Here is a 13,352-nt window from a genome sequence, read left to right as displayed (position 1 = left end):
GCTAATTGTTCTGATAGATATCCCGATAGAGTCGGCTCTCAAAGCGTACCAGCGGAACGCGCCGCGTGCGTTGATCCTGCGGCGGTACGGCATAGCCCGACAGGTACTGCACAAAGGCGACGCGCGCGCCGCTGGCGGTGGTAATAAAGCCCGCCAGATTATAGACGCCCTGCAAAGAGCCGGTTTTGGCTGAAACTTTGCCGTCGACGCCCGCCTCATGCAGACCGCCGCGATACTGCAGCGTGCCGTCATGGCCCGCCAGCGGCAGCATGGAGATGTAGTCCAGCGTCGCGTCGTTTTTCGCAATGTACTGCAGCACCTGCATCATGGTATCCGGCGCGATAAGATCGTGGCGCGACAGCCCCGAACCATCAACCTGGATACTGTTGCCTAAATCAATGTTGGCTTTCTCGCGCAGGATGCGGCGGACAGCGTCCGAACCGGCGCGGAAGGTGCCAGGCACGTTGAAATAATGATGGCCTATGGTGCGGAATACCGTATCGGCAATCATGTTGTCCGACTTTTTCAGCATAGTATGCAACAGCGAATGCAGCGGCGCCGACTGGGTTGAGGCCAGTACGGTGCCCGGCGAAGTGACCTGCGTCTGGCGCACCAGATGGCCGCTGTAATCGATATCGGCCTGGCGCAGCTCCTGCTTCAGGATCTCGCCAGCCCAGGCGGCGTCATCCTGTACCGCGAACGCCAGCGGCAGCGGCTCTGCGCGCTGGCGCATACAGCCGGTCAGCGTATAGCGGTTAAGTTCGCCTGGCACCACGTCGAGTTCGCAATATTGCCCTTCGCCGCTGTTGCGGCCAATCGTGCGCACCTGACTGAACATATGAGCGGGATAGTAAGAGGCGATGCGCACAAAAGCGGTTTCGCCTGGGGTGCTGGCGCTATAGAGCGAGACGGAGAAGCAGTTTTTATCCACAATTGCCGCGCCCGGCGGTGCGCTGAAGCACTGCGTCAGATCGTTCCACGGCCAGCCCGGCGCCATGTCATGGCTGGCGAACACCGAGGTATCGATCACCAGGTTGCCTTTAATATGGGTTACGCCCTGCTTCTTTAGCGCGGCGACCATATTGCGCAGATCCTGACGGCCCAGCGTAGGATCGCCGGCAAAACGCGCCACCAGATCGCCGTTTAGCGTGCCATCGCTGATGGCGCCTTTGGTCTCCAGCGTGGTCTGAAAGCGGTAGTCGCCGCCCAGCTCCAGCAGCGCCGCCAGCGCGGTAATCACCTTCATGGTACTGGCGGGTAACGCCATCTGTTTGCCGTGATAATCGATTATCGGGGCGCTGGCACCCACTTTCTGCACCATCAACGCCAGATTGGTGCCATCAGGCAGATACTGCATGTATTCATCTACGGGCGCTGCTTGTGCCTGCAGCATAAACGCACAGGTTAGTCCGGTAACAAGTCGTGAAAATCGCATAATCTCGCGGTAACTGGCAGGTGAAGCCGTCAATACTACGTCCCGCAGTGGTGCAAAGTAAACGATGACCAGCAGGGAACTCTGGGTTAAAATACGTATCAAAATGCAAAACCACTTTCTGGCCTGGAACCTTTTCCGGGTCAGGATTCTTTTATTTGCAAAACGAGGGTCAGGCCCTGCAGAACCGGTTTTTCTGTGGACACTGGTCAGGATGACGCCGTTAAAACAGGAAAGAGAGCGAGGAGCTTAAATGAATCAGATTCCGATGACGTTAAGGGGCGCCGAAAAGCTGCGCGAAGAGCTGAACGAACTGAAAACCGTCAAACGCCCGCGTATCATCGCCTCAATCGCTGAAGCGCGCGAACACGGCGATCTGAAAGAGAACGCCGAGTACCATGCCGCTCGCGAAGAGCAGGGGTTTTGCGAAGGCCGTATTCAGGAGATCGAAGCCAAGCTCTCTAACGCGCAGGTTATCGACGTGACCGCCATTCCGAACAATGGCCGCGTGATCTTCGGCGCGACCGTAACCGTACTCAATACCGATACCGACGAAGAGTCGACCTATCGCATCGTGGGCGATGACGAAGCGGATTTTAAGCAAAATTTGATTTCTGTTAACTCGCCGATGGCGCGCGGTCTGGTAGGAAAAGAGGTGGACGATGTGACCATCATCAAAACCCCGGGCGGCGATGTTGAGTATGAAATCCTTAAAGTGGAATACCTTTAAGGGACAGCTACGCTTTGAAAAGCGTGGAAGCATTATGTAAAGAATGGAAAAGGCCGCGATGCGGCCTTTTAACCCATGCGGGAGCATGGCACTTTCTCTGGCCGGTTTTACGGCGCGCGCATTAGCGCGGCAGAGAGATCTTGCTCTCTTTAGAAGGGCGATACAGCACCAGCGTTTTACCGATTACCTGCACGTTGCTGGCTTTGGTTTCACGCACGATAGCCTCAACGATCAGCTGTTTGGTTTCACGATCTTCCGAGGCGATTTTCACCTTAATCAGTTCGTGATGTTCCAGTGCGGATTCGATTTCGGCCAGCACGCCTTCGGTCAGGCCGTTGCCGCCCAGCATCACCACCGGTTTCAGTGGATGGGCGAGGCCTTTAAGGTGCTGTTTTTGTTTGGTACTTAGATTCATCGTATTTTTTGCTTACTCAGGGATTGAAAACGGTTCATTCTACCGCCATCTCGGGGTTATCACCAAATCAACGCAACCCATTGCGTGCAGGTTTATCGCTGCGATGACGATTTAGTTGAGAAAATTATGACGGGTAAAAAGCGTTCGGCCAGCTCCAGCCGCTGGTTACAGGAACACTTTAGCGATAAATATGTGCAACAGGCACAGAAAAAAGGGTTGCGTTCGCGCGCCTGGTTTAAACTTGATGAAATACAACAGGGTGACAAGCTTTTCAAACCCGGTATGACCGTGGTAGATCTGGGGGCGGCCCCCGGCGGCTGGTCACAGTATGTGGTGCAGCAAATTGGCTCTTCGGGACGCATTATCGCCTGCGATATTCTGCCGATGGATCCTATCGTCGGCGTCGATTTCCTTCAGGGCGATTTTCGTGAAGAATCGGTGATTAAGGCGCTGCTCGATCGCGTAGGCGATCAAAAAGTGCAGGTGGTGATGTCAGATATGGCGCCCAACATGAGCGGGACGCCGGCCGTAGATATTCCCCGGTCGATGTATTTGGTTGAACTGGCGCTCGAAATGTGTCGGGATATCCTGGCGCCGGGCGGCAGTTTTGTAGTGAAAGTGTTTCAGGGAGATGGCTTCGATGAATACCTGCGGGAAATTCGCTCCCTGTTTACGAAAGTGAAAATTCGTAAGCCGGACGCTTCGCGATCACGTTCGCGCGAAGTGTACATTGTGGCGACAGGGCGCAAACTATAGCCCAATTGATGAAGTTGCAGCCCACCAGCCGCGATTCCATGTATGAAGGATATATAGTACCCTACGCTGTCTGTTAACACCGTTGTAATATGAGGTTAATCCCTTGAGTGACATGGCGAAAAACCTGATTCTCTGGTTAGTCATCGCGGTCGTGCTGATGTCAGTATTCCAGAGCTTTGGGCCCAGCGAGTCGAATGGCCGTAGGGTTGATTATTCAACCTTCCTGTCGGAAGTGAACCAGGATCAGGTCCGCGAGGCACGTATTAACGGGCGTGAGATTAACGTAATCAAGAAAGACAGTAATAAATACACGACCTACATTCCTGTCAATGATCCCAAGTTACTCGATAACCTGTTGACCAAAAACGTCAAAGTAGTTGGCGAACCGCCGGAAGAACCGAGCCTGCTGGCTTCGATCTTTATCTCCTGGTTCCCGATGCTGCTGCTGATTGGCGTGTGGATCTTCTTTATGCGTCAGATGCAGGGCGGCGGCGGCAAAGGCGCGATGTCCTTTGGCAAGAGCAAAGCCCGTATGCTGACGGAAGATCAGATCAAAACCACTTTCGCTGACGTGGCAGGCTGCGACGAAGCGAAAGAGGAAGTCGGTGAGCTGGTCGAGTATCTGCGCGAACCGAGCCGTTTCCAGAAGCTGGGCGGTAAAATTCCCAAGGGCGTGCTGATGGTAGGCCCGCCGGGTACCGGTAAAACCCTGCTGGCGAAGGCTATCGCAGGCGAAGCGAAAGTGCCGTTCTTCACCATTTCCGGTTCTGACTTCGTGGAAATGTTCGTGGGCGTCGGCGCATCTCGCGTGCGTGACATGTTCGAACAGGCGAAGAAAGCGGCTCCCTGCATCATCTTTATCGATGAGATCGACGCCGTCGGTCGTCAGCGCGGCGCAGGTCTCGGTGGCGGTCACGATGAACGTGAGCAGACCCTGAACCAGATGCTGGTTGAGATGGATGGTTTTGAAGGCAATGAAGGCATTATCGTCATCGCTGCGACTAACCGTCCAGACGTTCTCGACCCGGCGCTGCTGCGTCCAGGCCGCTTTGACCGTCAGGTCGTCGTCGGTCTGCCGGACGTGCGTGGCCGCGAGCAGATTTTGAAAGTGCATATGCGCCGCGTACCGCTGGCGACCGATATCGACGCAGGCATCATCGCGCGCGGTACGCCGGGCTTCTCCGGTGCGGATCTGGCTAACCTGGTGAACGAAGCGGCGCTGTTTGCCGCACGCGGCAACAAGCGCGTGGTATCGATGGTTGAATTCGAGAAAGCGAAAGACAAAATCATGATGGGTGCGGAACGCCGCTCCATGGTGATGACGGAAGCGCAGAAAGAATCCACCGCGTATCACGAAGCGGGCCACGCGATTATCGGCCGTCTGGTACCGGAACACGATCCGGTGCACAAGGTAACGATTATTCCGCGCGGACGTGCGCTGGGCGTAACCTTCTTCCTGCCTGAAGGCGATGCGATTAGCGCCAGCCGTCAGAAGCTGGAGAGCCAGATTTCGACCCTGTACGGCGGCCGTCTGGCTGAAGAGATTATCTACGGTGCGGAACACGTTTCCACCGGCGCCTCTAACGACATCAAAGTGGCCACTAACCTGGCGCGCAACATGGTGACGCAGTGGGGCTTCTCGGAAAAACTGGGTCCGTTGCTGTATGCGGAAGAAGAGGGCGAAGTGTTCCTGGGCCGCTCTGTGGCGAAAGCGAAACACATGTCCGATGAAACCGCGCGTATTATCGATCAGGAAGTTAAGCATCTGATCGACAGCAACTACCAGCGTGCTCGCCGTATTCTGAGCGAAAATATGGACATCCTTCACGCGATGAAAGACGCGCTGATGAAGTATGAAACCATTGATGCTCCGCAGATCGATGACCTGATGGCGCGCCGCGAAGTGCGTCCGCCAGCGGGTTGGGAAGATCCAGGTAGCAACTCTGACAGCAACGGTACGCCGAAGGCGCCGCGTCCGGTTGATGAACCGCGCACGCCGAATCCTGGCAACACCATGTCAGAGCAGTTCGATAAATAACAGGGTTCTGTTCACCCTTGCAAAAACCCCGGCTGGTCCGGGGTTTTTTACATCCGTTATCAGGTAATCAGAGGAGATTTCCCCTATGAAGTTGTACGCCCGTGATGCCCATCTCGATTTATCGTTTCCCCATGTGATGGGTATTTTGAATGTCACGCCGGACTCCTTCTCCGATGGTGGAAAACATAACTCTATGGTAGAGGCGCTGACGCACACCAATGAAATGGTTAACGCAGGCGCAACGATTATTGACGTTGGCGGCGAATCGACCCGGCCAGGCGCGGATGAGGTCAGCGTCGAAGAGGAGCTGGCGCGCGTGATCCCGGTCGTGGAGGCGATTGCGCAGCGTTTTGAGGTGTGGATATCGGTCGATACCTCAAAAGCTGAGGTCATCCGTGAAGCGGCGCGAGCAGGCGCTCACATCATCAATGATATCCGTTCGCTGTCAGAGCCTGGCGCGCTGGAAGCTGCTGCGGCGGCTGACCTGCCGGTTTGCCTGATGCATATGCAGGGCGAGCCGCGCACCATGCAGCAGGCGCCTGAGTATCACGATGTCGTCAGCGAAGTGGACGCTTACTTCGAGGCTCAAATTGCGCGCTGCCAGGCGGCGGGCATTAAAAAAGAACATCTGCTGCTCGACCCTGGCTTCGGTTTCGGTAAGAATCTCAGCCACAACTATGAGCTACTGGCCCACCTCAGCCATTTTCACCGTTTTGAGCTGCCGCTGCTGGTGGGTATGTCGCGTAAATCCATGATTGGTCAGCTGCTGAACGTCGGGCCGTCGCAGCGCCTGACAGGCAGCCTGACCTGCGCCGTGATTGCCGCCATGCAGGGCGCGCAGATCATTCGCGTACATGATGTTAAAGAGACGGTCGAGGCGATGCGCGTTGTCGAAGCGACACGGAGAGCAAAAGGATAATTAAGGCATGAGTAATCGTAAATATTTCGGTACAGATGGCATTCGCGGCAAGGTTGGCGAAGCGCCAATCACCCCTGATTTTGTCCTGAAGCTGGGCTGGGCGGCGGGCAAAGTACTGGCGCGCCACGGCTCAAGAAAGGTGCTGATCGGCAAAGACACGCGCATTTCCGGCTATATGCTGGAGTCGGCGCTGGAAGCGGGTCTGGCGGCGGCAGGCCTCTCCGCCGCGTTTACCGGCCCGATGCCGACACCTGCGATTGCCTATCTGACGCGTACCTTCCGCGCCGAAGCGGGCATCGTTATCTCCGCCTCGCATAACCCGTTTGACGACAACGGCATCAAATTCTTCTCTGCTGAGGGCACTAAGCTGCCGGATGAAGTCGAAGAGGCGATTGAGCTGGAGATGGAGAAGCCGCTGACCTGCGTGGAGTCCGCCGAACTGGGCCGCGCCAGCCGTATCGTGGACGCCGCTGGCCGTTACATTGAATTCTGCAAGGGCACTTTTCCCAGCGAGCTGAGCCTCAACGGCCTGAAAATCGTCGTTGACTGCGCTAACGGCGCGACCTATCACATCGCGCCAAACGTGCTGCGCGAGCTGGGTGCGACCGTAATCGCTATCGCCACGCAGCCCGACGGCATGAATATCAACAAAGAGTGCGGCGCGACCGATCTGCGTATGCTGCAACAGCGCGTGCTGGCGGAGAAGGCCGATCTCGGCCTGGCTTATGACGGCGACGGCGACCGCATCATGATGGTTGACCACCTGGGCGAAAAAGTCGATGGCGACCAGATCCTTTATATCATCGCGCGCGAGGGGCTGCGTCAGGGCCAGCTGCGCGGGGGCGTGGTTGGCACGCTGATGAGCAATATGGGCCTGGAGCTGGCGCTTAAGCAGCTTGGTATTCCTTTTGCGCGGGCGAAAGTGGGCGACCGCTACGTGCTGGAGAAAATGCAGGAGAAAAACTGGCGTCTCGGCGCGGAGAACTCCGGGCACGTTATCCTGCTGGATAAAACCACCACCGGCGACGGCATTGTGGCAAGTTTGCAAGTGCTCACTGCAATTGTGCGCAACCATATGAGCCTGCACGACCTGTGTAGCGGCATGAAAATGCTGCCGCAGGTGCTGGTCAACGTGCGCTTCAGCGGCTCCGACGACCCGCTGGAAAATGAAACGGTGAAAAGCGTAACGGCGGAAGTTGAGAAGACCCTGGGCGGACGTGGACGCGTGCTGCTGCGTAAATCGGGCACCGAGCCGCTGATCCGCGTTATGGTCGAAGGGGAGAATGAAGCACAGGTCACCGAGCTGGCGCACCGGATCGCCGAGCAGGTGAAAGCGGTTTAAGGGGCTAACGGCGGCGGTTTTTACGCCGATCCGCCGTTAAAATCATCATGATGGCGCTTTTTTCCGCAGTCAGTCGCGTTAAAGAAAATTGCACTTGCAGAGGTATGCGCCTTTGGTTAGTATTCACACCCGCTTCTGATGGGTGATGACGACACGGCCCATCTATACTGGCTGAAGCTTAACTGTGCGGTTATCGCGCAAGGAAACAGGTTGATTATGTACGAAGCTCTTTTAGTTATTTTCCTTATTGTGGCCATCGCCCTTGTGGGTCTGATTATGCTGCAGCAAGGTAAAGGCGCTGATATGGGAGCCTCATTCGGTGCAGGCGCATCCGCAACGCTGTTCGGTTCTACGGGTTCAGGTAACTTTATGACTCGCACTACCGGCATTCTCGCGGCGCTGTTCTTCATCATCAGCCTGGTTCTGGGTAACCTGAACATCAATAAGACTTCAAAAGGAAGCGAGTGGGAAAATCTGTCAGCGCCGGCTCAGTCAACGCAATCGACTCAGCCTGCACAACCGGCAACGCCGGGTAACGATATCCCGAAATAAGTTCGTCATGCTTGCGACGCGACAGATTCAAGTCGCGGTCTGAAAAGTGCCGAGGTGGTGGAATTGGTAGACACGCTACCTTGAGGTGGTAGTGCCCGATTGGGCTTACGGGTTCAAGTCCCGTCCTCGGTACCAAATCTGAGTTTTACTTGCAAAAATCGCAAGATCGGCGTAACATTCGTCACGTTTTCGGACGCGGGGTGGAGCAGCCTGGTAGCTCGTCGGGCTCATAACCCGAAGGTCGTCGGTTCAAATCCGGCCCCCGCAACCACTTTCCCTTAGAGTTCTTTTTCAAATATACTGTGTGCATCGACGGGCGCATCGCAGCGAGTTTTGAAAAAAATTCTTCTGGACGGTGCCGAGCCGCTTAGCGGCGTACAGGGTCCAGTCACAAAAAGCCCCGAATTTTCGGGGTTTTTTGTTATCAGGAAATCGCAACACTGGGCTATTAAGCCCTTTTTTTATGTCTTGGGGGTGGGCTTGTCCACATTAGAGCAAAAATTGACAGAGTTGGTATCGGCTCCGGTAGAAGCGCTCGGCTATGAACTGGTCGGTATTGAATTCGTTCGTGGTCGCACATCAACCCTGCGCATCTATATTGATAGTGAAGATGGCATCAATGTCGATGATTGCGCGGATGTCAGCCACCAGGTAAGCGCAGTGCTGGATGTGGAAGATCCCATCACCGTGGCTTACAACCTTGAAGTCTCCTCACCGGGACTGGATCGCCCTATGTTTACCGCGGAACACTATGTACGGTTTACAGGCGAAGAAGTCAGTCTGGTCCTGCGCATGGCGGTACAGAACCGTCGCAAATGGCAGGGCATCATCAAGTCGGTCGAAGGCGAGATGGTGACGGTGACCGTTGAGGGTAAAGATGAGGTGTTCGCGCTGAGTAATATTCAGAAAGCGAACCTGGTCCCCCACTTTTAAAAGTCCGGATTGAGGCTAACCAGGATGAACAAAGAGATCTTAGCTGTTGTAGAAGCCGTTTCTAACGAAAAAGCCCTGCCGCGTGAGAAAATCTTCGAAGCGCTGGAGAGCGCGCTGGCAACTGCGACCAAGAAGAAGTATGAGCAAGAGATTGACGTTCGCGTCAGCATCGATCGCAAAAGCGGCGACTTTGACACCTTCCGCCGTTGGGAAATCGTAGAAGAAGTCACGCAGCCGACGCGCGAGATCACGCTGGAAGCAGCCCGCTTCGAGGATGAAGCGTTCAATCTGGGCGATTACGTTGAAGATCAGATCGAATCGGTCACCTTTGACCGCATCACCACCCAGACCGCGAAGCAGGTTATCGTGCAGAAAGTGCGCGAAGCTGAGCGTGCGATGGTGGTCGATCAGTTCCGCCAGCACGAAGGCGAAATCATCACCGGCGTGGTGAAAAAAGTGAATCGCGACAATATCACTCTCGATCTCGGCAGCAACGCCGAAGCGGTGATTTTGCGCGAAGATATGCTGCCGCGTGAAAACTTCCGTCCGGGCGACCGTATTCGCGGCGTTCTCTACGCCGTACGTCCGGAAGCGCGCGGTGCGCAGCTGTTCGTGACCCGTTCTAAACCGGAAATGCTGATCGAACTGTTCCGCATTGAGGTGCCAGAGATCGGCGAAGAAGTCATCGAAATTAAAGCGGCGGCTCGCGATCCGGGCTCACGCGCTAAAATTGCGGTGAAAACCAATGACAAACGTATCGATCCGGTTGGCGCCTGCGTCGGTATGCGCGGCGCGCGCGTACAGGCCGTATCAAGCGAGCTGGGCGGTGAGCGTATCGATATCGTGCTGTGGGACGATAACCCGGCGCAGTTTGTTATTAACGCCATGGCGCCGGCCGACGTGGCGTCAATCGTGGTTGATGAAGATAACCACACCATGGATATCGCTGTTGAAGCCGGGAATCTGGCTCAGGCGATCGGCCGTAACGGCCAAAACGTGCGTCTGGCTTCCCAGCTGAGCGGCTGGGAGCTGAACGTGATGACCGTCGATGATCTGCAGGCGAAACACCAGGCCGAAGCGCATGCTGCTATTGATATGTTTACTAAACATCTCGACATCGACGAAGAGTTCGCCACCGTACTGGTGGAAGAGGGCTTCTCTTCGCTGGAAGAGCTGGCATACGTGCCGATCAACGAGCTGCTGGACGTTGATGGTCTGGACGAAGAGACCGTAGAAGCCCTGCGTGAACGAGCCAAAAATGCGTTAACCACCCTGGCGCTGGCGAAAGAAGAGAGCCGTGGTAATCAGGAGCCCGCTGAGGATCTTCTGAATCTCGACGGCCTGGATCGTACGCTGGCGTACCGCCTGGCGGCGAAAGGCGTTTGCACGCTGGAAGATCTCGCCGAGCAAGGTGTCGACGATCTGACGGATATTGAAGGGCTGAATGATGAGCAAGCCGGCGCGCTGATTATGGCCGCGCGAAATATCTGCTGGTTCGGCGATGACGCGTAATAACAGGAAGGAACAGCATGACAGATGTAACCGTAAAATCGCTGGCCGCAGAGATTCAGACCCCGGTCGATCGCCTGGTTCAGCAATTCGCTGACGCAGGGATCCGCAAGTCGGAGAACGACGCGGTCACGCAGCAAGAGAAAGAAACTTTATTGTCTCACCTCAATCGCGAGCATGGTCAGACCGGCTCAAGCAAGTTAACATTGCAGCGTAAGACACGCAGTACCTTGAATATCCCAGGCACCGGGGGTAAAAGTAAATCGGTGCAAATCGAAGTCCGCAAAAAGCGCACCTACGTAAAAGGTGATGCGGAAGCTGAACAGGCAGAAGCAGAAGCCCAGGCTCAGCGTGAAGCGGAAGAAAAGGCGCAACGCGAGGCTGAAGAACAAGCCCGTCGCGAAGCTGAAGAAAAAGCGCAACGTGAAGCCGAAGAGAAAGCCAAGCGCGAAGCCGCTGAAAAGGCGAAGCGTGAAGCAGCGGAAAAAGAAAAAGTGACGAATCATCAAACCGACGATATGACCAAGGCTGCGCAGTCCGACAAAGCCCGTCGCGAAGCGGAAGCGGCTGAACTGAAGCGTAAAGCGGAAGAAGAAGCGCGCCGTAAGCTGGAAGAGGACGCACGCCGCGTTGCTGAAGAAGCGCGCCGCCTGGCTGAAGAGAAATCGGCTGAATGGGAAAAACCTGAGGAAGAGGATAAAGGCGACTATCACGTCACTACCTCAACTCATGCCCGTCAGGCTGAAGACGAAAACGACCGTCAGGTAGAAGCGGGCCGCGCACGTGCGCGCACTACCGCTAAAGCGGCGCGTCCGGCGAAAAAAGGCAACAAGCATTCCGAAGCCAAAACCGATCGCGAAGAAGCGCGCGCGGCGATTCGCGGCGGCAAAGGCGGCAAACACCGCAAGCCAAGCATGCTGCAGCAAGGCTTCAACAAACCTGCTCAGGTTGTTAACCGCGACGTTATCATCGGCGAAACCATCACCGTAGCCGAACTGGCTAACAAAATGGCGGTGAAAGGTTCCCAGGTCATCAAAGCGATGATGAAGATGGGCGCGATGGCGACCATCAACCAGGTGATCGATCAGGAAACAGCTCAGCTGGTAGCGGAAGAGATGGGTCATAAAGTGATCCTGCGCCGCGAGAACGAGCTGGAAGAAGCGGTAATGAGCGATCGCGATACCGATGCTGCGCAGGAATCGCGCGCGCCGGTCGTCACCATCATGGGTCACGTCGACCACGGTAAAACCTCACTGCTGGACTACATCCGTTCGACCAAAGTCGCCTCTGGCGAAGCGGGCGGCATTACCCAGCACATCGGTGCTTACCACGTTGAAACCGACAACGGCATGATCACCTTCCTGGACACCCCGGGCCACGCCGCGTTTACCGCGATGCGTGCACGTGGTGCGCAGGCGACCGATATCGTTATCCTTGTGGTAGCGGCTGACGACGGCGTGATGCCACAGACCATCGAAGCGATCCAGCACGCGAAAGCGGCGGGTGTGCCGGTGGTGGTTGCCGTCAACAAAATCGATAAGCCAGAAGCCGATCCGGATCGCGTGAAGAACGAGCTGACGCAGTACGGCATCATCCCGGAAGAGTGGGGCGGCGAAAACATGTTCGTCAACGTCTCTGCGAAAGCGGGTACCGGCATCGACGACCTGCTGAACGCGATTCTGCTGCAGGCGGAAGTGCTGGAGTTGACCGCTATCCGTGAAGGTATGGCGAGCGGCGTCGTGATCGAATCCTTCCTGGATAAAGGTCGCGGTCCGGTAGCAACCGTTCTGGTGCGCGAAGGTACCCTGAACAAAGGCGACATCGTGCTGTGCGGCTTCGAATATGGCCGTGTGCGTGCGATGCGTGACGAACTGGGTCGCGAAGTGCTGGAAGCGGGTCCGTCCATTCCGGTGGAAATCCTCGGTCTCTCCGGCGTGCCGGCAGCGGGCGATGAAGCGACCGTTGTACGTGACGAGAAGAAAGCGCGTGAAGTGGCGCTGTATCGTCAGGGCAAGTTCCGCGAAGTCAAACTGGCACGTCAGCAGAAGGCGAAGCTGGAAAACATGTTCGCCAACATGACCGAAGGCGAAGTTTCCGAGCTGAACATCGTGCTGAAGTCCGACGTCCAGGGTTCTGTGGAAGCGATCTCCGACTCGCTGCTGAAACTCTCCACCGACGAAGTGAAGGTGAAGATTATCGGTTCTGGCGTGGGCGGTATCACCGAAACCGACGCAACCCTGGCTGCGGCATCCAACGCTATCATTCTCGGCTTCAACGTGCGTGCCGATGCCTCTGCGCGTCGCGTCATTGATGCTGAAAACGTTGACCTGCGTTACTACTCCGTCATCTATAATCTGATCGACGAAGTGAAAGCAGCGATGAGCGGTATGCTGGCACCGGAGTTCAAACAGCAGATTATCGGTCTGGCTGAAGTTCGTGACGTGTTCAAGTCACCGAAATTCGGCGCGATCGCTGGCTGTATGGTCACCGAAGGCAACATCAAGCGTCACAATCCGATCCGCGTACTGCGCGACAACGTGGTTATCTATGAAGGCGAGCTGGAATCTCTGCGTCGCTTCAAAGATGACGTCAACGAAGTGCGTAACGGCATGGAGTGTGGTATCGGCGTGAAGAACTACAACGACGTTCGCGTTGGCGACATGATCGAAGTGTTCGAAGTGATTGAAGTTAAGCGCACCATCGACTAAGCACTGGACGATGTGTTG

At 55.9% G+C, this 13,352-nt stretch carries 11 protein-coding genes and 2 tRNA genes; 11 read left to right on the top strand and 2 right to left on the bottom strand.

Translation table 11 applies throughout. From position 1 onward, the window contains the following. Position 1: 1 nt before the first annotated feature. On the bottom strand, positions 2-1,435 hold the full coding sequence (gene dacB / locus MHZ89_RS12335; RefSeq protein ID WP_311783222.1) for a serine-type D-Ala-D-Ala carboxypeptidase: 1,434 nt from the start codon (positions 1,433-1,435) through the stop codon (positions 2-4). Between the two features lie 250 nt (positions 1,436-1,685). Between dacB and greA the strand changes: the two genes are divergently transcribed. Further along, a complete protein-coding gene (gene greA / locus MHZ89_RS12330; RefSeq protein WP_120455408.1) occupies positions 1,686-2,162 on the top strand; it encodes a transcription elongation factor GreA in 477 nt (158 codons plus the stop codon). A 121-nt stretch (positions 2,163-2,283) separates the two neighbouring features. Here greA and yhbY read toward each other — a convergent pair whose 3' ends face one another. Further along, entirely contained in the window at positions 2,284-2,577 is a 294-nt protein-coding gene (yhbY, locus tag MHZ89_RS12325) for a ribosome assembly RNA-binding protein YhbY (protein WP_120455410.1), read from the bottom strand. Between the two features lie 126 nt (positions 2,578-2,703). Between yhbY and rlmE the strand changes: the two genes are divergently transcribed. From rlmE to infB, 10 genes are all read left to right on the top strand, one after another. After that, positions 2,704-3,333, top strand: a complete 630-nt coding sequence (rlmE, locus tag MHZ89_RS12320; protein WP_311783221.1) for a 23S rRNA (uridine(2552)-2'-O)-methyltransferase RlmE — start codon at positions 2,704-2,706, stop codon at positions 3,331-3,333. 112 nt (positions 3,334-3,445) lie between these two features. Further along, positions 3,446-5,371 (top strand): ATP-dependent zinc metalloprotease FtsH, encoded by a 1,926-nt coding sequence (ftsH, locus tag MHZ89_RS12315; RefSeq protein WP_033749306.1) that lies wholly within the window; start codon positions 3,446-3,448, stop codon positions 5,369-5,371. A gap of 85 nt (positions 5,372-5,456) precedes the next feature. Next, positions 5,457-6,290, top strand: coding sequence for a dihydropteroate synthase (gene folP, locus MHZ89_RS12310; RefSeq protein ID WP_311783220.1), 834 nt, complete (start codon positions 5,457-5,459; stop codon positions 6,288-6,290). Positions 6,291-6,297: 7 nt separating this feature from the next. Beyond that, positions 6,298-7,632: a phosphoglucosamine mutase gene (glmM, locus tag MHZ89_RS12305; protein ID WP_311783219.1), complete on the top strand. Its 1,335-nt coding sequence runs from the start codon at positions 6,298-6,300 to the stop codon at positions 7,630-7,632. A 216-nt stretch (positions 7,633-7,848) separates the two neighbouring features. Then, the gene (secG, locus tag MHZ89_RS12300; RefSeq protein WP_311783218.1) at positions 7,849-8,184 is read left to right on the top strand and encodes a preprotein translocase subunit SecG; all 336 of its coding nucleotides are present in this window, start codon (positions 7,849-7,851) and stop codon (positions 8,182-8,184) included. 48 nt (positions 8,185-8,232) lie between these two features. Continuing rightward, positions 8,233-8,319, top strand: a tRNA-Leu gene (locus MHZ89_RS12295). A gap of 59 nt (positions 8,320-8,378) precedes the next feature. Further along, a tRNA-Met gene (locus MHZ89_RS12290) sits at positions 8,379-8,455 on the top strand. A gap of 209 nt (positions 8,456-8,664) precedes the next feature. Next, a complete protein-coding gene (rimP, locus tag MHZ89_RS12285) occupies positions 8,665-9,117 on the top strand; it encodes a ribosome maturation factor RimP (RefSeq protein WP_147402108.1) in 453 nt (150 codons plus the stop codon). A gap of 24 nt (positions 9,118-9,141) precedes the next feature. Then, a complete protein-coding gene (gene nusA, locus MHZ89_RS12280; protein ID WP_081136885.1) occupies positions 9,142-10,629 on the top strand; it encodes a transcription termination factor NusA in 1,488 nt (495 codons plus the stop codon). A gap of 17 nt (positions 10,630-10,646) precedes the next feature. Next, positions 10,647-13,334: a translation initiation factor IF-2 gene (gene infB / locus MHZ89_RS12275; RefSeq protein ID WP_120455416.1), complete on the top strand. Its 2,688-nt coding sequence runs from the start codon at positions 10,647-10,649 to the stop codon at positions 13,332-13,334. Positions 13,335-13,352: the final 18 nt, after the last annotated feature.

Origin of the sequence: Pantoea sp. ACRSB, from assembly GCF_022346905.1 — a bacterium.
Classification (GTDB): domain Bacteria; phylum Pseudomonadota; class Gammaproteobacteria; order Enterobacterales; family Enterobacteriaceae; genus Pantoea; species Pantoea piersonii.
Note: the sequence above shows the minus strand (reverse complement) of the source record. Positions and strands in the feature narration are given on the sequence as shown.

Bases quoted from the DNA above. Each gene is read 5' to 3' on its own strand.
- dacB (WP_311783222.1), bottom strand. From the start codon at position 1,435: ATGCGATTTTCACGACTTGTTACCGGACTAACCTGTGCGTTTATGCTG.
- greA (WP_120455408.1), top strand. From the start codon at position 1,686: ATGAATCAGATTCCGATGACGTTAAGGGGCGCCGAAAAGCTGCGCGAA.
- yhbY (WP_120455410.1), bottom strand. From the start codon at position 2,577: ATGAATCTAAGTACCAAACAAAAACAGCACCTTAAAGGCCTCGCCCAT.
- rlmE (WP_311783221.1), top strand. From the start codon at position 2,704: ATGACGGGTAAAAAGCGTTCGGCCAGCTCCAGCCGCTGGTTACAGGAA.
- ftsH (WP_033749306.1), top strand. From the start codon at position 3,446: ATGGCGAAAAACCTGATTCTCTGGTTAGTCATCGCGGTCGTGCTGATG.
- folP (WP_311783220.1), top strand. From the start codon at position 5,457: ATGAAGTTGTACGCCCGTGATGCCCATCTCGATTTATCGTTTCCCCAT.
- glmM (WP_311783219.1), top strand. From the start codon at position 6,298: ATGAGTAATCGTAAATATTTCGGTACAGATGGCATTCGCGGCAAGGTT.
- secG (WP_311783218.1), top strand. From the start codon at position 7,849: ATGTACGAAGCTCTTTTAGTTATTTTCCTTATTGTGGCCATCGCCCTT.
- nusA (WP_081136885.1), top strand. From the start codon at position 9,142: ATGAACAAAGAGATCTTAGCTGTTGTAGAAGCCGTTTCTAACGAAAAA.
- infB (WP_120455416.1), top strand. From the start codon at position 10,647: ATGACAGATGTAACCGTAAAATCGCTGGCCGCAGAGATTCAGACCCCG.